The organism is Proteus vulgaris, from assembly GCF_016647575.1.
GTDB lineage: Bacteria > Pseudomonadota > Gammaproteobacteria > Enterobacterales > Enterobacteriaceae > Proteus > Proteus mirabilis_B.
Window position 1 is genome coordinate 1,702,735 of the sequence record NZ_CP032663.1, and the last position, 20,073, is coordinate 1,722,807.

Annotated in this window: 20 protein-coding genes and 1 other annotated feature; of the genes, 15 read left to right on the forward strand and 5 right to left on the reverse strand. The window is 38.5% G+C overall.

The genetic code is table 11. From position 1 onward, the window contains the following. Positions 1–63: 63 nt before the first annotated feature. Positions 64–187: a sequence feature (Phe leader region), on the forward strand. From pheM to D7029_RS07990, 15 genes are all read left to right on the forward strand, one after another. Continuing rightward, positions 65–112 (forward strand): pheST operon leader peptide PheM, encoded by a 48-nt coding sequence (gene pheM, locus D7029_RS19045; RefSeq protein WP_120655563.1) that lies wholly within the window; start codon positions 65–67, stop codon positions 110–112. Its footprint overlaps the feature before it by 48 nt. Before the next feature lie 100 nt (positions 188–287). Next, on the forward strand, positions 288–1,271 hold the full coding sequence (pheS, locus tag D7029_RS07925; RefSeq protein WP_023582383.1) for a phenylalanine--tRNA ligase subunit alpha: 984 nt from the start codon (positions 288–290) through the stop codon (positions 1,269–1,271). Between the two features lie 14 nt (positions 1,272–1,285). Then, entirely contained in the window at positions 1,286–3,673 is a 2,388-nt protein-coding gene (gene pheT / locus D7029_RS07930; protein WP_194952352.1) for a phenylalanine--tRNA ligase subunit beta, read from the forward strand. Positions 3,674–3,677: 4 nt separating this feature from the next. Next, positions 3,678–3,974 carry an integration host factor subunit alpha gene (gene ihfA / locus D7029_RS07935; protein ID WP_023582381.1) on the forward strand — a complete coding sequence of 99 codons (297 nt, stop codon included), beginning with the start codon at positions 3,678–3,680 and terminating at the stop codon, positions 3,972–3,974. Positions 3,975–4,354: 380 nt separating this feature from the next. Continuing rightward, the gene (gene btuC / locus D7029_RS07940) at positions 4,355–5,365 is read left to right on the forward strand and encodes a vitamin B12 ABC transporter permease BtuC (RefSeq protein ID WP_194952353.1); all 1,011 of its coding nucleotides are present in this window, start codon (positions 4,355–4,357) and stop codon (positions 5,363–5,365) included. 1 nt (position 5,366) lies between these two features. Further along, positions 5,367–6,116, forward strand: coding sequence for an ATP-binding cassette domain-containing protein (locus tag D7029_RS07945; protein WP_194952354.1), 750 nt, complete (start codon positions 5,367–5,369; stop codon positions 6,114–6,116). Positions 6,117–6,249: 133 nt separating this feature from the next. Continuing rightward, positions 6,250–7,395: a UDP-4-amino-4-deoxy-L-arabinose aminotransferase gene (arnB, locus tag D7029_RS07950; RefSeq protein WP_194952355.1), complete on the forward strand. Its 1,146-nt coding sequence runs from the start codon at positions 6,250–6,252 to the stop codon at positions 7,393–7,395. Continuing rightward, on the forward strand, positions 7,396–8,376 hold the full coding sequence (arnC, locus tag D7029_RS07955) for an undecaprenyl-phosphate 4-deoxy-4-formamido-L-arabinose transferase (RefSeq protein WP_194952356.1): 981 nt from the start codon (positions 7,396–7,398) through the stop codon (positions 8,374–8,376). It abuts the gene before it with no gap. Further along, positions 8,376–10,358, forward strand: coding sequence for a bifunctional UDP-4-amino-4-deoxy-L-arabinose formyltransferase/UDP-glucuronic acid oxidase ArnA (gene arnA / locus D7029_RS07960; RefSeq protein WP_088495781.1), 1,983 nt, complete (start codon positions 8,376–8,378; stop codon positions 10,356–10,358). Before arnC ends, arnA begins: the two co-directional genes overlap by 1 nt. 9 nt (positions 10,359–10,367) lie before the next feature. Then, positions 10,368–11,261, forward strand: coding sequence for a 4-deoxy-4-formamido-L-arabinose-phosphoundecaprenol deformylase (gene arnD / locus D7029_RS07965; protein ID WP_088495780.1), 894 nt, complete (start codon positions 10,368–10,370; stop codon positions 11,259–11,261). A gap of 7 nt (positions 11,262–11,268) precedes the next feature. Further along, positions 11,269–12,933, forward strand: coding sequence for a lipid IV(A) 4-amino-4-deoxy-L-arabinosyltransferase (gene arnT / locus D7029_RS07970; RefSeq protein ID WP_194952357.1), 1,665 nt, complete (start codon positions 11,269–11,271; stop codon positions 12,931–12,933). After that, complete coding sequence (gene arnE / locus D7029_RS07975; RefSeq protein ID WP_088495778.1) at positions 12,933–13,274, forward strand: 4-amino-4-deoxy-L-arabinose-phosphoundecaprenol flippase subunit ArnE; 342 nt, start codon at positions 12,933–12,935, stop codon at positions 13,272–13,274. The genes arnT and arnE overlap by 1 nt, the downstream gene beginning before the upstream one ends. After that, on the forward strand, positions 13,271–13,669 hold the full coding sequence (gene arnF, locus D7029_RS07980; protein ID WP_194952358.1) for a 4-amino-4-deoxy-L-arabinose-phosphoundecaprenol flippase subunit ArnF: 399 nt from the start codon (positions 13,271–13,273) through the stop codon (positions 13,667–13,669). Before arnE ends, arnF begins: the two co-directional genes overlap by 4 nt. Before the next feature lie 149 nt (positions 13,670–13,818). Continuing rightward, on the forward strand, positions 13,819–14,310 hold the full coding sequence (locus D7029_RS07985) for a C40 family peptidase (RefSeq protein ID WP_036937364.1): 492 nt from the start codon (positions 13,819–13,821) through the stop codon (positions 14,308–14,310). 77 nt (positions 14,311–14,387) lie between these two features. Then, the gene (locus D7029_RS07990; protein ID WP_194952359.1) at positions 14,388–15,407 is read left to right on the forward strand and encodes a lipoate--protein ligase A; all 1,020 of its coding nucleotides are present in this window, start codon (positions 14,388–14,390) and stop codon (positions 15,405–15,407) included. A gap of 89 nt (positions 15,408–15,496) precedes the next feature. Here the strand turns inward: D7029_RS07990 and D7029_RS07995 are convergent, their stop codons facing one another. The 5 genes from D7029_RS07995 to D7029_RS08015 form a co-directional block, all read right to left on the reverse strand. Beyond that, positions 15,497–15,865: a helix-turn-helix domain-containing protein gene (locus D7029_RS07995; protein ID WP_069369334.1), complete on the reverse strand. Its 369-nt coding sequence runs from the start codon at positions 15,863–15,865 to the stop codon at positions 15,497–15,499. Between the two features lie 526 nt (positions 15,866–16,391). After that, entirely contained in the window at positions 16,392–17,186 is a 795-nt protein-coding gene (locus tag D7029_RS08000) for a heme ABC transporter ATP-binding protein (RefSeq protein ID WP_194952360.1), read from the reverse strand. After that, a complete protein-coding gene (locus D7029_RS08005) occupies positions 17,183–18,187 on the reverse strand; it encodes a FecCD family ABC transporter permease (protein ID WP_098943120.1) in 1,005 nt (334 codons plus the stop codon). The genes D7029_RS08000 and D7029_RS08005 overlap by 4 nt, the downstream gene beginning before the upstream one ends. Then, entirely contained in the window at positions 18,187–19,002 is an 816-nt protein-coding gene (locus D7029_RS08010) for a heme/hemin ABC transporter substrate-binding protein (RefSeq protein WP_088495773.1), read from the reverse strand. The genes D7029_RS08005 and D7029_RS08010 overlap by 1 nt, the downstream gene beginning before the upstream one ends. Positions 19,003–19,017: 15 nt before the next feature. Then, positions 19,018–20,067 (reverse strand): hemin-degrading factor, encoded by a 1,050-nt coding sequence (locus tag D7029_RS08015; protein WP_194952361.1) that lies wholly within the window; start codon positions 20,065–20,067, stop codon positions 19,018–19,020. Between the last annotated feature and the right edge of the window lie 6 nt (positions 20,068–20,073).

The following is a 20,073-nucleotide window of genomic DNA, read 5'->3' on the forward strand; positions in this document are numbered from 1 at the left end:
TTTGTCTAAATTTGTGGCTTAATGATATAAATTCAATAAGTTAATATTTTAAGAGACATTATCAATGTTAAATATCGCTTTTTTCCGTTTCTTTTTTTACTTTAGCGCCTAATTCAAGGGGGCTTTTGCGCGTAAGAAAAGAAACGAAAAGTAGCGCCTGAGCCTCCAATATGGAGGCTTTTTTGTTTTCAGATCCCAATACTGGGTTAGAAACCAAAAAGGGCAATTTTATTCGTCATCATTGATAACAACTAATAGACCTCATCAGGTCAAAGGAAGAGGAAACGATGCCACATCTCGCTGAACTCGTTGCTCAAGCTAAAGCAGCTATCGAAGAGGCACAGGATGTTGCTGCGCTGGATTCGGTTCGTGTTGAATACTTGGGGAAAAAAGGTCATTTAACGCTTCAGATGTCCACGCTGCGCGACTTACCCGCGGAAGATCGTCCAGCTGCAGGGGCTGTCATTAATCAGGCTAAACAAGAGGTTCAGCAAGCGCTGAATACTCGTAAAGATTATCTTGAATCAGCACTATTAAACGAACGTTTATCTGCTGAGAAAATCGATGTGTCTTTGCCTGGTCGCCGTATTGAAAACGGTGGTCTACACCCAGTAACTCGTACAATTGAACGTATTGAAACTTTCTTTGGCGAATTAGGGTTTTCTGTAGAATCTGGCCCTGAAATTGAAGATGATTATCATAACTTTGATGCGTTGAATATTCCTGCACATCACCCAGCAAGAGCTGACCACGATACTTTCTGGTTTGATGCAAAACGTTTACTGCGTACACAAACATCCGGTGTGCAAATTCGTACCATGCAAGATAAACAGCCACCTATTCGCATCATCGCTCCAGGTCGCGTATATCGTAATGACTACGATCAGACTCACACACCAATGTTCCACCAAATTGAAGGCTTAATTGTTGATAAAGACATTAGCTTTACCAATTTAAAAGGAACACTACACGATTTCCTGAAAAACTTTTTTGAAGAAGATATGGAAATTCGTTTCCGTCCTTCTTATTTCCCATTCACAGAACCTTCCGCAGAAGTCGATGTAATGGGTAAGAATGGTAAATGGTTAGAAGTGTTGGGTTGCGGTATGGTTCACCCAAATGTATTACGTAATGTAGGTATCGATCCTGAAGTTTATTCAGGTTTTGCGTTCGGTATGGGTATGGAACGTCTGACTATGTTACGTTACGGTGTCACTGACTTGCGTTCATTCTTCGAAAACGATCTTCGTTTCCTCAAACAGTTTAAATAAGGTGGGATTATCTCATGAAATTCAGTGAACTTTGGTTACGTGAGTGGGTAAACCCAGCGATTAGTAGCGAAGCGCTTTCTGAACAACTGACAATGGCTGGCCTTGAAGTTGACGGTGTTGAAGCTGTTGCCGGCGATTTTCACGGTGTGTTTGTAGGTGAAGTTGTTGAGTGTGGGCAACACCCTAATGCCGATAAATTACGTGTAACAAAAGTTAACGTAGGCGGTGATAGATTACTTGATATCGTTTGTGGTGCACCTAACTGCCGTCAAGGACTAAAAGTTGCGGTTGCAACAGTTGGCGCTGTATTACCAGGCGATTTCAAAATTAAAGCAGCAAAACTGCGTGGCGAACCGTCCGAAGGTATGCTGTGCTCATTTTCTGAATTAGCAATTTCAGAAAATCATGAAGGTATTATTGAATTACCTGCTGATGCACCTATTGGCATGGATATTCGTGAATATTTAAAATTAAATGATAATGCGATTGAAATTAGCATTACACCAAACCGTGCTGATTGCTTAGGTATTTTAGGTGTTGCTCGTGATATCGCTGTTATCAACAAAATGGAATGCCGAGTACCTGATATGTCGCCTGTTGCGGCAACATCATCAGCAACATTCCCTGTACGTGTTGAAGCACCAGAAGCATGTCCACGTTATTTAGGTCGTGTTTTCACCAATATGAATGTGAAAGCAAAAACACCTTTATGGATGCAAGAAAAGTTACGCCGTGGTGGCATTCGTTCTATTGACCCAATTGTTGATATTACCAACTTAATTCTACTTGAAATGGGTCAACCGCTACACGCATTCGATCTTGATCGCGTTGAAGGTGCTGTTGTTGTTCGTATGGGTAAAGAAGGTGAGAAACTGACTTTACTTGATGGCAATGAAATCACATTAAAAGATGATGTATTAGTTATTGCTGATGAAAAACAAGCATTGGGTATGGCTGGTATTTTCGGTGGTGAATCATCGGGTGTTAATGAAGATACGAAAAATGTCTTCTTAGAGTGTGCATTCTTCTCTCCATTATCCATCACAGGCCGCGCACGTCGTTATGGCTTACATACTGATGCTTCTCATCGTTTTGAGCGTGGCGTTGATTCTGAGCTGCAATACAACGCAATTGAGCGTGCAACTAAATTACTGCTAGAAATTTGCGGTGGTGAAGTTGGTGAAGTGATTGATGTAACCAATAAAGCACATTTACCAAATATTGCACCAGTCAAACTAACACGTAAAAAATTAGACCGTTTATTAGGTCACGTGATTGATGATGCACAAGTTCTGGACTCATTAACCCGCCTAGGTTTCAAAGTTTCTGTTGAAAATGACGGCTGGTTAGCAACAGTTCCTTCATGGCGTTTCGATGTTCAAATCGAAGAAGATCTAATTGAAGAAGTTGCTCGTATTTATGGCTACAACAATATTCCAGATGTACCATTACGCGCTGATTTAGTGATGACCAATCATCGCGAAGCAAACTTATCATTAAAACGCGTTAAAACAATGCTAGTAGACAATGGCTTCCAAGAAGCAATTACTTATAGTTTTGTTGATCCTAAGATCCAATCTTTATTACATCCAAATGAAGAAGCATTAATTCTGCCTAATCCAATTTCAGCGGATATGTCAGCAATGAGACTGTCTCTATTAACCGGATTATTGACTACAACTGTATATAATCAGAACCGTCAACAATCTAGAGTTAGGTTATTTGAAGCAGGTCTGCGTTTTGTTCCTGATAATCAAGCAGAATATGGAATACGTCAGGAACTTATGTTAGCTGGTGTGATCGCGGGCAACCGTTATGAAGAACATTGGAGTTTAGATAAGCAAACTGTTGATTTCTTTGATTTGAAAGGTAATATTGAATCAATTCTGGAATTGACAGGCCAGCTAGATGAAATTACATTTAAACCAGCTAGTCATTCAGCGCTTCATCCGGGACAAAGTGCTGGGATTTATCTGAGAAATGAATATATTGGCTGTATTGGCGTTGTTCATCCAGAGCTTGAACGTAAACTTGACTTAAACGGTCGTACGGTAGTATTCGAAATACGTTGGAATGCAATTGCAAATCGCAGTTTACCACAAGCAAAAGCAATTTCTCGTTACCCTTCGAATCGTAGAGATATCGCTGTAGTTGTTCCGAATGATGTTGCTGCAGAAGATATTTTAGCCGAATGTAAGAAAGTTGGCGGAAATCAAATAGTTGGCATAAACTTATTTGACGTGTATTGTGGTAAGGGAGTAGCAGAGGGCTATAAAAGCCTCGCTATTAGCATAATCTTGCAGGATATCGAGCATACACTGGAAGAAGATGAGATTGCTGCAACAGTGAGTAACTGTGTAGCAGCATTGAAACAGCGATTCCAAGCATCCTTGAGGGACTAGACCTATGGCGCTTACAAAAGCTGAAATGGCAGAAAATCTGTTTGAAAAACTTGGTGTTAGCAAACGCGATGCAAAAGACCTTGTAGAATCCTTTTTTGAGGAAGTGCGTCGTTCTCTTGAAAATGGGGAACAGGTGAAGCTGTCTGGATTCGGAAACTTTGACCTGCGTGATAAAAATCAGCGCCCAGGTCGTAATCCGAAAACTGGGGAAGACATTCCTATTACAGCTCGCCGTGTTGTTACTTTCCGCCCTGGACAAAAGTTAAAAAGCCGGGTTGAAAGCGCAACACCAAAAGAATAAGATTTAAAAACATCCAAAACGGCTTTCTTTGAAAGCCGTTTTTTTATCGCTTTTATTTGTATCTGATTTTGATGATAGTCGTATTGGGATGTTTATATTTATCAATATAGTCTGAATAGATATTTCTATTTGGACGGTATATTTTTATTTTCTAATTATCTTTCCTTTTTATTCTCACTTCTTATTTTGACTCTTCCTTTTTATCTCTTATTTACATCAATACTGAGAGAGTTAATCCTAGTTTTTTCTTCATTATTAGAGACAAACTTGCATGTTCTCAATTTAGTTTTTCATCATTGAGTGTGAACATGTTATGTTGCTAAAAAATGACTTTATAAATAAAAATAGTAAAAACCGTTGTTGCATGGATAGGGAACGAAATGAATAAAGAAGTTAATCCTCTGATTAAATTTACCAAGAAACAAAGCATTGGCGACAGAAAAAAACTGTTTCTAATGGCACTAGTATTATGTTTCTTATTTGTTTTTTCCCTCTCTGTCGGTGAGATTTCGTTATTCCCACATCAATGGTTAACAGATGAAGCCTATTTATTTGTTTGGCAGATCCGTTTACCCAGAATACTTGCTGTCGTGACTGTTGGTGCAAGTTTGGCAATTGCGGGTGCTATTATGCAGGCTTTGTTCCAAAATCCACTTGCAGAGCCTGGGTTATTAGGAGTAAGCAGTGGTGCGGGAGTGTGTGTTGTATTACTTATTGTTTTACAAATAGGTTTAAGCTCTTGGTTAATAAGTAGTGCGGCGATATTTGGTGCATTAGGAATTACTATTTTATTAATGTTTTTTACTCGAATTAAAAAGCTGTCTAATGCTCAGTTATTATTAATTGGTGTGGCATTAGGCGTTATGGCGAGTGCAATAATGACTTGGTTGGTTTACTTCAGCTCAGCTTTGGATTTAAGGCAATTAATGTATTGGCTGATGGGGAGTTTTAGCGGTATTGATTGGCGTCATCAAATCTTATTTTGGGCTCTTATGCCTATTCTCTTGATCCTTATTCTACAAGCTGATGTTCTTAATTATTTATCTTTAGGTTCGTTTAGAGCAAAACAATTAGGCATATCCGTTAATCAATGGCGAAATTGGTTTATTTTAGCCGTTGGGTTATTGATAGGGCTGAGCGTTGCTTTAGCGGGGGCTATCAGTTTTGTAGGGCTTGTTGTACCGCATTTATTAAGATTATCTGGGCTAACCCATTATAAAACGTTACTACCCGCGTGTGCGCTTGCTGGTGGCGTATTGTTATTGCTTGCTGATCTGCTATCTCGCTTGATTTTAAATGGTGCAGAAGTTCCGATAGGTGTGATTACAGCAACGCTTGGTGCACCTTTATTTATTTGGTTATTGGCAACCAAAGAGATGGGGCGTTTGTAATATGGCGTTACTTAAACTTAATAATTTAAGTGTTGATGATCGACTTAACGCATTTACAGAGCAAGTAAGTTATGGCGAACGTATCCACTTAATTGGTGCTAATGGCGCAGGAAAAAGTACGCTTTTAATGGCGATAGCAGGAGAGTTTTCGTTTAGTGGAGAAATCATTCTAAACGAAACTTCAATAAGACATTATAAATATGATGATCTTTCTAGAATGCAGAGCATTGTTATACAACAATTGGAAGCTTTGTCATTTATGCCTGTTTTTCATTATCTCTCGCTATATCATAAATTGTCGAAAATGGATATTCAGCAGTTAAATATGCTGTTAAGTGATTTTAAAATTGACAAGTTATTGTCAAAAAATATTCATCATTTATCGGGAGGCGAATGGCAGAGGGTCAGAATTGTTGGCGCATTTATCCAATTATGGTCAAGTTATGATTTAAAAGGGAAATTAATGTTACTTGATGAACCAACTAATAATTTAGATGTCGTACAGTTGGCGATTTTGGACAAGTGGGTTGATAAGTTTTGCCAACAAGGTGGCGCCGTTATTATGAGTACGCATAATTTGAATCATTCCTATCAAAAAGCAGACAGAGTTTGGCTCATAAAAAATGGATATTTGGTTAATTCTGGCGCATCTGCACTCTTATTGGACGAAAAATTATTATCAACTACATTTAATACAAATATCAAGTGCATCAATGATGTTGATCATATTGATTGGCAGGTTTTGCAATAATATGACTGTTGTTAAGCTTATCCCCAAGTAATTATTAAGGTTTTTTTAATGTTTTCTTAATAAGACGGATGCCGGTGAACAATAGTTTGTATATAATTGTTTTTTATTCATTCATTAATTAGGCTACATTTTTATGAGTCACTTCCTTCCTTTCTCTCGCCCTGCGATTGGCGATGAAGAAATCAAAGCCGTTGAGGATGTACTGCGTTCAGGTTGGATTACAACAGGCCCTCAAAATCATCAATTAGAGCAAGATTTTTGTGAAAAATTTGGTAGTAAACACGCTATCGCAATTTGCTCTGCCACTGCGGGTATGCATGTTGTTTTAATGGCGATGGGAATTGGCGCTGGTGATGAAGTTATCACACCATCACAAACTTGGGTTTCAACGATGAATATCATTACGCTACTTGGTGCAGAGCCTGTAATGATTGATGTTGACCGTGATACCTTGATGGTGAGTGCAGAAGATGTCAAAAAAGCGATTACACCTAGAACAAAAGCAATTATTCCGGTTCATTATGCCGGTGCGCCTTGCGATCTTGATGCCTTAAGAAAGGTTGCAGAAGAGGCGGGAATTCCTCTGATTGAAGATGCTGCACATGCTATTGGTACTCGCTATAAAAATGAATGGATTGGTGAAAAAGGAACCTCTATTTTCTCTTTCCACGCAATTAAGAACGTAACTTGTGCAGAGGGCGGATTGGTTGTTACTGATAATGACGAATTAGCTAATAGAGTACGTTGCTTAAAATTCCATGGTTTAGGGGTTGATGCCTTTGATAGACAAATTCAAGGTCGTAAGCCTCAAGCAGAAGTTGTTGAACCTGGCTACAAATACAACTTATCTGATATTCACGCAGCGATTGCTGTGGTGCAATTAGGGCGTTTAGATGAAATGAATGCTAAACGTGCTGAGTTAGTTGCACTGTATCGTGAAAAGCTTAAAGACTCACCATTAGAGATGTTGAGTGTCCCTGAATATTCACATTTACATACTAATCACTTGTTTATGGTGAGAGTCGATAAAAATGTGTGTGGTATCGATCGCGATGCCTTTATGGAAAAATTGAAGCAAAAAGATATTGGTACAGGACTTCATTTCCGAGCAGCACACACACAAAAATATTATCGTGAGCGCTATCCTGCTTTATCCCTTCCTCAATCAGAATGGAACTCTGCAACGTTATGCTCGCTGCCGCTGTTTCCTGATATGAGTAATGAAGATGTTATTCGTGTTGTAGATGCGATCAATGAAATTCTTTCGGAGCATATTTAAGTGTCAACATTTGATGAAATCAAGAAAGTATCGGTTGTAATCCCCGTTTATAACGAGGAAGAAAGCCTTCCTCAGCTTTTAGAGCGTACAATTAAGAGCTGTAAACAGTTAAAACAAGAGTATGAACTGATCCTTGTTGATGATGGTAGTAGTGACAATTCAGCTAAGATGTTAGAAGAAGCGGCTGCAATTGAAGAAAATCACGTTATTGCAATTATTTTAAACCGTAATTATGGTCAACACTCCGCAATTATGGCTGGTTTTAATCAGGCTGATGGTGATCTAGTGATCACACTGGATGCTGATTTACAAAATCCACCTGAAGAGATCCCAAGACTTGTCGCGACGGCTGAAGAAGGGTACGACGTTGTCGGAACTCGTCGTCGTAATCGTCAAGATTCATGGTTTCGTAAAACCGCTTCAAAAATGATCAACTCAATGATCACTAAAGCAACGGGTCGCTCTATGGGCGACTATGGTTGTATGCTTCGTGCTTATCGTCGCCACATTGTTGAAGCGATGTTACAGTGTCACGAAAGAAGTACGTTCATTCCCATTCTTGCGAACACATTCGCTCGTCGTACTATTGAAATCGATGTTGCTCACGCAGAGCGTGAATATGGCGATTCAAAATACAGCTTTTTAAAGCTTATTAATTTAATGTACGACCTATTAACTTGTCTTACCACAGCACCATTACGTTTATTAAGCATTGTCGGCAGTGTTATCGCTGTTTCTGGCTTTGTTTTAGCATTACTTCTTATCGTTTTGCGTATTATTTTCGGTGCAATGTGGGCCGCTGAAGGTGTATTCACACTTTTCGCAATCTTATTTATGTTTATCGGTGCGCAGTTCGTTGCAATGGGCTTATTAGGTGAATATATAGGCCGGATTTATAATGATGTAAGAGCGCGTCCTCGGTATTTTATCCAAAAAGTGGTTGGCGTTAATAAACCCAACGAAGATCAGGAAAAAGACTAATGAAAGCAATAGTATTTGCCTATCACGATATTGGCTGTGTTGGTTTAAAAGCACTTGAAAAAGCAGGTTATGATATTCAGGCTGTATTTACCCACACTGACGATCCTAATGAAAATCATTTCTTCTCATCTGTTGCTCGCGTGAGTGCAGAAATGGGATTGACAGTATTTGCACCTGAAAATGTCAATCACCCATTGTGGATTGAACGTATTCGTGAAATGAAACCTGATGTCATTTTTTCTTTCTATTATCGTCACATGTTAAGTGATGAGATCCTGAATTTGGCACCTAAAGGCGCATTTAATTTACACGGCTCTTTATTACCAAAATACCGTGGTCGCGCACCAATTAACTGGGCGATTGTGAATGGTGAAACAGAAACGGGTGTTACTCTGCATAAAATGACAGCGAAAGCTGATGCGGGTGATATCGTAGCTCAAGAAAAAGTTATTATTGCAGATAATGATACCTCTCTGATTTTACATGAAAAAGTAAGAGAAGCCGCTGATAAGTTACTTTCTAGCGCATTACCACATATTGCATCAGGTGATTATTCAACAACTGCACAAGATGAAAGCCAAGCAACTTATTTTGGCCGTCGTTGCGCTGATGATGGTTTAATCGATTGGAATGCAGATGCAAAAACAGTCCACAACTTAGTGCGTGCTGTTACAGAACCATACCCAGGTGCATTTACTTTCTTGGGTGAACGTAAAATGATTATCTGGCGTTCACGCGCTGTTGCTGATAATCAAGGAAAACGTCCGGGTACTGTTATTTCAACAGAGCCTTTAGTGATTGCGTGTGCGAAAGGTGCAATTGAAGTTGTTACTGGTCAAAGTGAAAATGGTCTTTATGTTCAAGGAAGTCGTTTAGCGGCTGAAATGGGTATTGTGACTGATGTTCTCGTTGGACCAAAAGCAACTGCACAAGTTAAACGTCGCAAACGTGTTCTGATTTTAGGTGTAAATGGCTTTATTGGTAACCATCTAACAGAACGTCTATTAAAAGATGATAACTATGATATCTATGGTATGGATATCGGTTCTTCTGCAATTGAACGCTTTATTGGAAATCCACGTTTCCACTTTATTGAAGGTGACGTGAGTATTCATACAGAATGGATTGAATACCACATTAAAAAATGTGACGTTATTCTGCCATTAGTTGCTATTGCAACACCAATTGAATATACCCGTAATCCATTACGCGTATTTGAATTAGACTTTGAAGAAAACTTAAAAATTGTACGTTATTGTGTTAAATATAATAAACGTATTATTTTCCCATCCACATCAGAAGTTTACGGTATGTGTGATGATAAGGAATTTGACGAAGATAATTCACGTCTGATTGTTGGTCCAATCAATAAACAACGTTGGATTTACTCTGTATCTAAACAGTTATTAGACCGAGTTATTTGGGCTTATGGTGCCAAAGAAGGTCTGAAATTTACGTTGTTCCGTCCATTTAACTGGATGGGCCCTCGTTTAGATAACTTAAATTCAGCACGTATCGGTAGCTCTCGTGCAATCACACAATTAATTCTGAACTTAGTTGAAGGTTCACCAATTAAATTGGTTGATGGTGGTGAGCAAAAACGTTGTTTCACTGATATCAATGACGGTATTGAAGCTTTATTCCGTATTATTGAAAACCGTGATAACAAATGTGATGGTCAAATTATTAATATCGGTAACCCAACTAACGAAGCAAGTATTCGCGAATTAGCAGAAATGCTGTTAGATTGCTTCGAAAAACATGAGTTACGTGGTCATTTCCCTCCATTTGCAGGCTTCAAGAAAATTGAAAGTAGCAGTTACTATGGTAAAGGCTACCAAGATGTTGAACACCGTAAGCCAAGCATTAAAAATGCAGAGCGTTTATTGGATTGGAAACCAAGTATTGAAACTCGCCAAACAGTAGAAGAAACATTAGATTTCTTCTTACGTGGTGCAGTTGAAGAATTAGGCACTAAATAGGAATAAATAATGAAGAAAGTTGGTTTGAGAGTTGATGTGGATACTTATCAAGGAACGAAACAAGGTATTCCACAACTGCTGGATGTATTTGCCAGACATAACATTCATGCCAGCTTCTTCTTTAGTGTTGGTCCAGATAATATGGGGCGCCATTTATGGCGTCTTTTAAAGCCAAAATTTTTATGGAAAATGCTGAGATCGAATGCGGCATCACTTTATGGCTTAGATATTTTATTAGCAGGAACAGCATGGCCGGGCAAAAAAATTGCTAAAAATTTAGGTTATTTGATGAAAGAAGCCCAAGATGCGGGACATGAAGTTGGCTTGCATTCATGGGATCATCAAGGTTGGCAGGCAAAAGTAGGGCGTTGGTCAACAGAAGAATTAATGCAACAAGTTCGTTTAGGTGTTGAAGCACTGGAAAAAGCACTTGAAAACCCTGTAAAATGTTCGGCAGTTGCTGGATGGCGAGCAGATGAACGCGTATTAACAGTTAAAGAAACTTTTCAATTCGATTACAATAGCGATTGTCGAGGAACGCATCCTTTTAGACCTATTTTAGAAAATGGTTCTATCGGTACGGTGCAAATTCCAGTAACATTACCAACTTATGATGAAGTGGTTGGTACAAAGGTAAAGGATGAAGATTTTAATCAATTTATTATTGATGAAATCAAAAAAGACAGTGGAATACCTGTTTATACTATCCACACCGAAGTTGAAGGAATGTCAAAAGCCGCTCAATTTGAGCAGTTACTGGCAATGATTGCAAATGAAGGCATCGAATTCTGTCCGTTAAGCGATTTATTACCACAAGATAAAGAAACGCTTCCGATGGGTAAAGTTGTTCGATCTGACTTTCCAGGTCGAGAAGGCTGGTTAGGGTGCCAACAAGAGGTCTAACGAAACTATGTTGAATAACCGGGCGAGTAAAATCGGGGCCATCCTCTTGGCTCTTTTTTTTGTTCTTACCTACTTATTTCCATTGAACAGCCGGTTATTATGGCAACCAGATGAAACCCGTTATGCGGAAATTAGCCGTGAAATGGTGGTGAGCGGGAACTGGATTGTTCCTCATATGCTCGATATTCGCTATTTTGAGAAGCCCGTAGCAGGTTATTGGATCAATAATGTTAGCCAATTAATTTTTGGTCACACTAACTTTGCTGTGCGTTTTGGCTCTGTTATTTCTATTCTCTTAAGCACATTACTTGTCTATTTATTGGCAAGAATGATGTGGCGTAACCGCCAAGTCGCTTTTGTTTCTAGTTTAATCTATTTGTCCATGTTCTTAGTGTTTAGCGTAGGCACTTACAGTGTATTAGATCCTATGTTGGCACTTTGGGTTACCGCGAGTATGGTTTGCTGTTTTTGGGCACTTAAAGCCACCACAGTCAAAACACGAATATTGGCGTGGATAACATTAGGGCTTGCCTGTGGTATGGCATTTATGACCAAAGGATTTTTAGCATTAGCTATTCCGGTCATTGTCATGATACCTATCACACTGTATCAAAAACAATTTACGCAAATGTTGCTCTATGGCTTATTTGCCGTATTTAGTGCAGCATTAATCAGTTTGCCATGGGCATTAGCTGTGGCAAAAGCAGAGCCTGATTATTGGCATTACTTTTTCTGGGTTGAACATATTCAGCGTTTTTCGGGTGAAGATGCTCAGCATAGTTCTCCATTTTGGTACTATATCCCCGTTGTTTTATTAGGTGTGATCCCTTGGCTTGGACTACTCCCAGGCGCATTAATGGGAGCTTGGAAGAAAAGACGTAAACGTCCGGAATTATTCTTCTTATTATGCTGGTTTGTCGTTCCGTTCTTATTTTTTAGTATTGCGAAAGGTAAGTTACCGACTTATATGTTGCCATTTATGGCACCACTAGCAATGTTAATGGCGAAATATGGCGTAGATTGTGCCCGCAAATTTAGAATGAAAGCGCTACGTATTAACGGTTATATTAATATCTTTATTGGTGTTGCTGTTGTTATCGCTATTTTAGTTATCCAACTAGTTTCTTCAAAACCTATTTATATGCCATATGAATGGTCTAAATGGGTATTAGCTATAGTGGCATTCTCATTATGGGGCATTATTGGTTATCTTTGCTCTACACTTAATGGAAAACACTGGTTATGGGCGGCGTCTTGTTCATTAGGCGTAAGCTTATGTATCGGCCAAGCAATACCGAATAGCAGCGTAGATAGCAAATTACCTCAAGAGTTTATTCGCCAAAATATAGAGACGTTAAACACAAGCAAATACATTGTGAGTAATAGTGTAGGTATTGGCGCGGGATTAGCGTGGGAATTACAACGTAGCGATATCTATCTTTATGAAAGAACTGGCGAATTAACTTATGGTGTTGAAGAGTATCCAGATTCTCAGCATAAATTAATTAAACCTGATAATTTTGCTCAGTGGTTAGAAGAAGCAAGAAAAGAAGGTCGTGTTTCAGTTATTATTACGTTTAAAGATCCTAAGAAATTAGCACAATTGCCAAGACCTGAAGAGCTGGTGACAAACCATCGAGTTGCTATTTTAACTTATGAGAAGCGTAATTAATGTCATTTGTCTTATTGCTAATCGTGAGTTTTTTGACCTGCATAGGACAGGTGTGTCAAAAACAAGCGGTGGTTAGTTGGCAAAGTGACTCATTAACAAAAGCCAGAAAAACAATTTTCTGGCTTTTTGTTGCCATTGCAATGCTTGGTTTGGGGATGCTTTTTTGGTTACGGTTATTACAAATTCTTCCGCTAAGTATTGCTTATCCTATGTTAAGCATCAATTTTATTGTGGTGACATTAATTGGTCAGTTTGTTTATAAAGAGCCTGTTAATGTGAAACATTGGATTGGTATCGCGTCAATTATGGTCGGCATTGTATTAATGAGTATGCAAGCATGAAAGGCTATTTATGGGCAATTGGAAGCGCGCTATTAGTGACAGCAGCTCAATTGTTGTTAAAGTTTGGCATGTCTGAACTACCGGAGCTACAGCTAGAAAAACAATGGTTTGATTTCACATGGTTATGGGCGAATATAACGCCACTTGCTATCGTGTTTGCTGGTCTTGTAGGCTATGTCCTTTCTATGGTTTGCTGGCTATTCACTTTGCGCACCATTCCTTTAAATAAAGCCTATCCCCTGATCAGTTTGAGCTATGTGTTTGTTTATATTCTTGCGGTGATGTTACCTTGGTTTCAAGAAACACCATCATGGACAAAAACAGCGGGTGTAGTATTTATCATGATTGGAGTGTGGCTGATAAGTCAAAAAACAAAAGAGACACAATCACACTAACTTAATGATTATAAAATTTATTTTCTGATCCTTGTTGTTAATTGTGCGATTTATTCTACTAATCATCACTCATTCATCTTCAATAACTTGTTTTTGCTTAAAAAAGCAGATAGATTTTAAAATCTATGGTAACAATAATGGTGGATATAATGAGAAAGTCTGTTTTCTATCCTTTCTTACTCTGTATTATTCTGCTGGCTGGGTGTTCATCTAGCCCGTCGAAGCGTATTCCACCAGCACCTCCCTTAAAGACACAACTTTCCGATCCTATCATGGTGATAGTGCAATTGAAGTCGCAACTTGAGCAATGGTATGGTACGCCATATAGCTATGGTGGAATGACACCTTCTGGCATTGATTGCTCAGGTTTTGTGTATAAAACCTACAGTGATCGTTTTGATATAAAACTTCCACGAATGACCATTGATCAAACCAAATATGGTACACAAATTAGTAAAAGTGATTTAATGCCGGGTGATTTGGTTTTCTTCAAAACTGGCGGTGGTGAGAATGGGCTTCATGTCGGTATTTATGATACTGATAATACATTTATCCACGCATCAACTAGCAAAGGGGTCACTCGTTCATCCCTTGATAATGTCTATTGGAAAAAAACATTCTGGCAAGCTCGCCGATTGTAGTTTCGTGCCATTTAACAGCCTAATATATTGAGAGTTATGCTATCTTATACCTTATTTTCTTCATATAGGTATTCCTTATGTCAGGCAAATTGCGTCTGTTAATTTCCGAGTCTTATGATCCTTGGTTTAACCTTGCTGTTGAAGAGTGTATTTTTAGACAAATGCCCGCTGATCAACGTGTGCTTTTCCTTTGGCGTAACGATAATACGGTGGTTATTGGTCGAGCACAAAATCCGTGGAAAGAGTGTAATACTCGTAAAATGGATGAAGATGGTGTGAAATTAGCCCGTCGCTCAAGTGGTGGTGGTGCAGTTTTTCATGATCTTGGTAATACCTGTTTTACCTTTATGGCGGGAAAGCCAGAGTATAATAAAACGATATCAACACAAATTATTCTTGATGGATTATTAAAGGCAGGCATTAACGCTACGGCGTCAGGGCGTAATGATTTAGTGGTTCCTCAAGATGATGGTGAAAGAAAGGTTTCAGGTTCAGCCTATAAAGAGACTAAAGATCGCGGTTTTCATCATGGCACATTATTAATAAATGCTAACTTATCTAGATTAGCTAATTATCTCAATCCAGATCCGAAAAAACTTCAAGCTAAAGGGATCACTTCTGTACGCTCCCGAGTAGCTAATTTAGTCGAGCTCAAACCGGATATTACCCACGAAAAACTCTGTGAAACTATCACTGAAAGCTTTTTTGATTACTATGGTGAGCGAGTAGAAGCGGAGATTATATCACCACAAAAATTACCTGATTTACCCGGTTTTGAAGAAACGTTCGCGAAGCAAAGTAGTTGGGAATGGAATTTCGGGCAAGCTCCTGCATTTTCACATCTTTTAGATAACCGTTTTAAATGGGGTGGTGTTGAGCTGCATTTTGATATTGAGCGTGGCAATGTTATTAGAAGCCAAATATATACAGACAGTTTAGATCCTGCACCATTAGAAGCATTATCCGAGATGTTGGTAGGGCAGCGTTATACACCTGAGTCTTTAAAAGGGCTTATTGAGCAACTTATTGTGCTTTATCCTAATAATAAAATAGAGCTTAATGAGCTTCAAGAATGGCTTGTGACAGCGATAGCGTAATTTATTATCAATGTTAGAAAATAATCGAAAACAAAAACCAGCTAAAAGAGCTGGTTTTTTTCATGAAGAATAATGTGATGTGAAATTGATTAGTGATTTTCACATGACATAAAGCAATGAGTGTCTGGCATTTTGCCATTTTCTCTAAATTTAGCGGGTGTAGTATTGAAATGCTTTTTAAAGATACGTGTAAATGTTGCTTGAGAGCTAAAGCCATACATTAAAGCGATATCTAAAATAGACATATCTTTTTCTTGTAATGATTTAGCTGCTTCTAATAAGCGACGTTTACGAACATATTCGCCTAATGTACAACCTTTAAAATCTTTAAAAATGCGTTGCAAGTGCCACTTCGAGTAGCCGCTTTTATTTGCAATCGTATCGATTTTTATACCTTCGTTACGTTGTAACTGGGTTTCTAACCATTTCAGAATATCATTAACGACATTTTCAGCCATAAAACCTCCCACAAAAATGGTGGGGACACAGTGCCCAAGTAAATAGAATAGTAACGTATGTTATTTATAATCTATTTTAAGCATGGGGAAAATAACAGGTAGGCAAAAAGTGCTTTTCGTGATTGATAATCATTATCACAACGATAGGTGAGGCTTATATAGCTCAAGTAAGGTTCAGTTTTATGAATCTTTATAATTAAAAATGTTATTTTGTATGATTTTTACTTTGTTGAATTTATTGATTTATTTTTTCAATCTAATAGCTCTGTTATACCTTTTATTTTTAGCTTTGTTATGTTTTTTTGTGCGAAATACAAGCTAATCATTGATTAAGGTGTATTTTAAAGTCAATTTATTTGACTAAATGTTGAAAAAGTAAAATAAGATTTATTAATCAATTGGCATAGTATTACCTACACTATTTTATTTTCAATTGATCAGTTTATTGAGAATAATTAACTCAGTCACCACTTAGTAAATAAAGTTAAGAGGTGACTGAGTAACAATAACCGTGGCTAATATTCTTTTAAGGACGTAGAAAAACTTGAGGATATAAATGTTCTGGATGAGTATTAACACTCACATCTGCGCCATACCATTTTTGAATATTCTCTGTTGTTAGCACACTGTGTGGTGTACCTTCACAAACTAACTTTCCTTGATGTAGTAATAAAATTCTATCAGCATAAAGAGACGCCAAATTAAGATCATGCAAAACACAACACACCATAAGATTTTGTGTTTTTGCTAATTGCTTTAATAAACGTAAGCTATGTTGCTGGTGGTAAAGATCAAGTGCGGAGGTTGGCTCATCAAGGAATAAGACAGCTTCTTGTGGCATAGGGTGCCATAATTGCGCTAGAACTCTAGCAAGCTGTACTCGCTGTTGCTCACCGCCCGATAATTGGCGATAGTCTCTATCCTTAAATTTTAAACAGTCCGTTTGAAGCAGTGCAGTCTCAATCGCAATTTTCTTATGTTGCTGTCCATGGGGAGTTCTTCCCATAGCAACCACTTCTTCTACTGAAAATGAAAATGAAAGCTGACTGTTTTGTCGCATAACGGCGCGGTTTTGTGCTAATTGTTGGCTATTCCATTGTGAATAGGTTTTTTGTTTAAAATAACACTGACCTTGCGTTGGTGTTGTATAGCCTGTTAATAAGCGCAATAGTGATGATTTTCCTGCACCATTAGGACCAATAATGGTAACCAATTCCCCTGCATTAAGTGAAAGTGACACATCATCAATAATGGTCTTGTTACCAATTTGGTAAGTTAAATTATTTCCATAGAGCAATGGCGTATTTTGTTTTTCAATCATGACATTCTTCCTGCGGGTTGTCGTAAGATCAGCCAAAGGAAATAAGGGCCACCAATTAATCCAGTAATAAGCCCCACAGGGATTTCAGCTGGAGATACCAGCGTTCGTGATAATGTGTCAGCAGCGAGTAACAGTGTTGCACCACCTAAAATGGTGGCAGGTAATAGCCATACATGATTACTACCAATACGCATACGAATAAGGTGTGGAACGACAAGCCCAATAAATCCAATAACACCACTCAGTGCAACAGCACAACCAATTAAGATGGCGCTAAGAAGTAACAAAATAAACTTAGTTCTTCTTACATTTAGTCCTAAGTAATGCGCTTCTTCATCACCAAGTTGTAATAGATTTAATTTATGGCTTTGCCAACATGCCAAAATACTGACGGGAATGATCACAAGGGTAGCAATAGATAAGGTTTTCCAGTCAATCTGGCTTAATGAACCCATCATCCAAAGAGAAAATTGACGTAATTGTTGGTCAGTGCTGATGTAACTTAATACACCAATAAAGGACATACAAAGTGCATTGATAGCGATACCAGCAAGCAATAACCGCGCTAAATTACCATCACTCAATTGATGTAATGAGAAAATAATCATAGCCACAATTAAACCGCCAACAAAGGCGGCGACAATATGGCTGTAGAATGCAAAAGCTGGTGAAAAAGAGAAAGGTAGAATAATAACGATAGCAACCATTAGTGCTGCACCGCTACTAATACCCAATAAACCGGGATCAGCTAACGAATTTCTAAATAATCCCTGCATTATCGCGCCGGATATTGCTAAAGCACCTCCAACAAGAATGGCTAATAATACGCGAGGTAAACGGATATCTAGCCAAATTTGCCATTCCATATCATCAAAAGAGCTATTCCATAATGTATGAAACGAAAGGGCTAATGCTCCGCTATTCACAGAAATTAATGTAACAGTGGTGAGTAAAAAGAGTAAAACTAAAATACTCATCCACGGTGAACGAAAACGAGACATTATTGCTCCAACGCTTGACGAATTTGATGCATGACTTCTGGTGTTGAAAGGGTAAAGCCTAATAAACCCATGTCATCAACAACAACATAATGCTTATTTTTACCCGCAGGTGTGTATTTTATGCCGGGTAATTCCCATAGTTTTTCAATGCCGCCAATGCCTTTAATGCCTTCTTTGGTTACAAGCAAAATATCCGGTTGGCTTGCTATAACACCTTCTTGAGAAAGTGGGCGATAGCTTGTAAATCCTTGCATGGCATTTTTACCACCAACCAGTGAAATAATGGTATCTGCGGCAGTATCTTGACCAGCTGCCATTGGAATCACACCACCATGACTCATGATATAAATGACTTTCTTATCTATAGGAGAGGTTGAAATTTGCTTGATAGAGAGAGCGAGTTTCTCTTTTAGTTGATTGCCTTCTTGTTCTTTATTTAACACAGTCGCAATGGTGTCTATTTTTTCATTAATGGCTTCTAATGAATGTGTACCTGTAATGGTTTTTACAGCGACTCCAGCCTCTTTAATACGGCGTAATGCCAAAGAAGGGCGAGCTAATTCGCTAGTAATGATCAATGTTGGTTTGACAGATAAGATCCCTTCAGGGTTTAGCATGCGCATATAACCTACATCAGGAAGTGTTTTCACTTGTTCAGGAACTAAGCTGGTACTGTCTCTTGCAATAATCTGCTCACCTGCACCTAATGCGAAAACAATTTCTGTAATATCACCACCAATAGTAACGATGCGTTCATTGGCTGAAGTGATGAAAGACATTACGCTACACAGGATCAAAAGAAGCCATTTTTTCATTAAATCATTCTCCGATTAGGCGATTTTAGTGAGAGTATTCACTTGTTCACGCCATTGTAGTTGCTCGGCAGTACCTTCAGTACGTTGTCCATAGAGTTGAGCAATTTGCTGCCCCTTGCTATCAAAGATCTCAAGGCTAGTAACAAACCCATCTTGAGTTGGTTTGCGTGTTACCCAACTTTCTGCAATTTCACTTTCAATTAAATGAAGTGTAAAAGCAGGATTGAAAACGTTGATCCAAACTTGCTCGCTATTTTCAAATTGATGAGGAACTAGGCGGTCAATTTGGCCTGTGAAAATTTGTACACAGCCACGGCTACCGACAAATATCATGATCTCGTTTTGTGCTTCTTTTGCGAGTTCTAACAAGGTTTTCAGTGCGTTATTATCGACTTGATAAGCAAGATCGTCAGGAACAGCTTTGAATGCTTGTTGACGACTTAAGTTATTTTCTTTTAGTAATTTGAAGAATTGGTGAACATCAGTCATTGAACGCCATTGTTGTTCAAGTTGTTTCGCTAATTCATTACTAACAGGTGTGTTTGAGTAGGGTTCAACAGGTGTGATATCGAGAATTGGGTTTTCTTCCAATAAGAATGATTGAATAAGTGCATCCCATTCATCCATATTCGTGTTATCTGTCGCATAGACTTTATGTAATGCATCACCATGCATATCAAAGAATTGAATGCTATAACGCGTCCCTTTTGATGTCTCTTCGGTAAGTGCAAAAATGCTTGACCAATAGGCAAAGAAAAAACGTAAATCCATTGCACGCGGATTTAAAATTAAACCAGCGTGATCGCTAAAACGGGCATTTGTGTATTCACCAAGATGTTCATGAACAGCAATATCATTACGAGTAATTGCTTTGACTTCACCTACTTTACTTAATGTTTTTAATAATTCTTGTACATCATTGCGTAGGCGTTTTGCATCATGTCCTACACGAGCGTGAGTGAGTTCAGCTTCACTGACATTTAAGTAAGAAGCGAGATCACGCGCATATGGCGCTTTTTTGTCCGTTTTAGCTTGCAGGTAGCTCTCATAAAGAGGTTTATTCACAGAAAC

Excerpts from the sequence above, each read along its gene's own strand:
- pheS (WP_023582383.1), top strand. The coding sequence starts at position 288 with ATGCCACATCTCGCTGAACTCGTTGCTCAAGCTAAAGCAGCTATCGAA.
- pheT (WP_194952352.1), top strand. The coding sequence starts at position 1,286 with ATGAAATTCAGTGAACTTTGGTTACGTGAGTGGGTAAACCCAGCGATT.
- ihfA (WP_023582381.1), top strand. The coding sequence starts at position 3,678 with ATGGCGCTTACAAAAGCTGAAATGGCAGAAAATCTGTTTGAAAAACTT.
- btuC (WP_194952353.1), top strand. The coding sequence starts at position 4,355 with ATGAATAAAGAAGTTAATCCTCTGATTAAATTTACCAAGAAACAAAGC.
- D7029_RS07945 (WP_194952354.1), top strand. The coding sequence starts at position 5,367 with ATGGCGTTACTTAAACTTAATAATTTAAGTGTTGATGATCGACTTAAC.
- arnB (WP_194952355.1), top strand. The coding sequence starts at position 6,250 with ATGAGTCACTTCCTTCCTTTCTCTCGCCCTGCGATTGGCGATGAAGAA.
- arnA (WP_088495781.1), top strand. The coding sequence starts at position 8,376 with ATGAAAGCAATAGTATTTGCCTATCACGATATTGGCTGTGTTGGTTTA.
- arnD (WP_088495780.1), top strand. The coding sequence starts at position 10,368 with ATGAAGAAAGTTGGTTTGAGAGTTGATGTGGATACTTATCAAGGAACG.
- arnT (WP_194952357.1), top strand. The coding sequence starts at position 11,269 with ATGTTGAATAACCGGGCGAGTAAAATCGGGGCCATCCTCTTGGCTCTT.
- arnE (WP_088495778.1), top strand. The coding sequence starts at position 12,933 with ATGTCATTTGTCTTATTGCTAATCGTGAGTTTTTTGACCTGCATAGGA.
- arnF (WP_194952358.1), top strand. The coding sequence starts at position 13,271 with ATGAAAGGCTATTTATGGGCAATTGGAAGCGCGCTATTAGTGACAGCA.
- D7029_RS07985 (WP_036937364.1), top strand. The coding sequence starts at position 13,819 with ATGAGAAAGTCTGTTTTCTATCCTTTCTTACTCTGTATTATTCTGCTG.
- D7029_RS07990 (WP_194952359.1), top strand. The coding sequence starts at position 14,388 with ATGTCAGGCAAATTGCGTCTGTTAATTTCCGAGTCTTATGATCCTTGG.
- D7029_RS07995 (WP_069369334.1), bottom strand. The coding sequence starts at position 15,865 with ATGGCTGAAAATGTCGTTAATGATATTCTGAAATGGTTAGAAACCCAG.
- D7029_RS08000 (WP_194952360.1), bottom strand. The coding sequence starts at position 17,186 with ATGATTGAAAAACAAAATACGCCATTGCTCTATGGAAATAATTTAACT.
- D7029_RS08005 (WP_098943120.1), bottom strand. The coding sequence starts at position 18,187 with ATGTCTCGTTTTCGTTCACCGTGGATGAGTATTTTAGTTTTACTCTTT.
- D7029_RS08010 (WP_088495773.1), bottom strand. The coding sequence starts at position 19,002 with ATGAAAAAATGGCTTCTTTTGATCCTGTGTAGCGTAATGTCTTTCATC.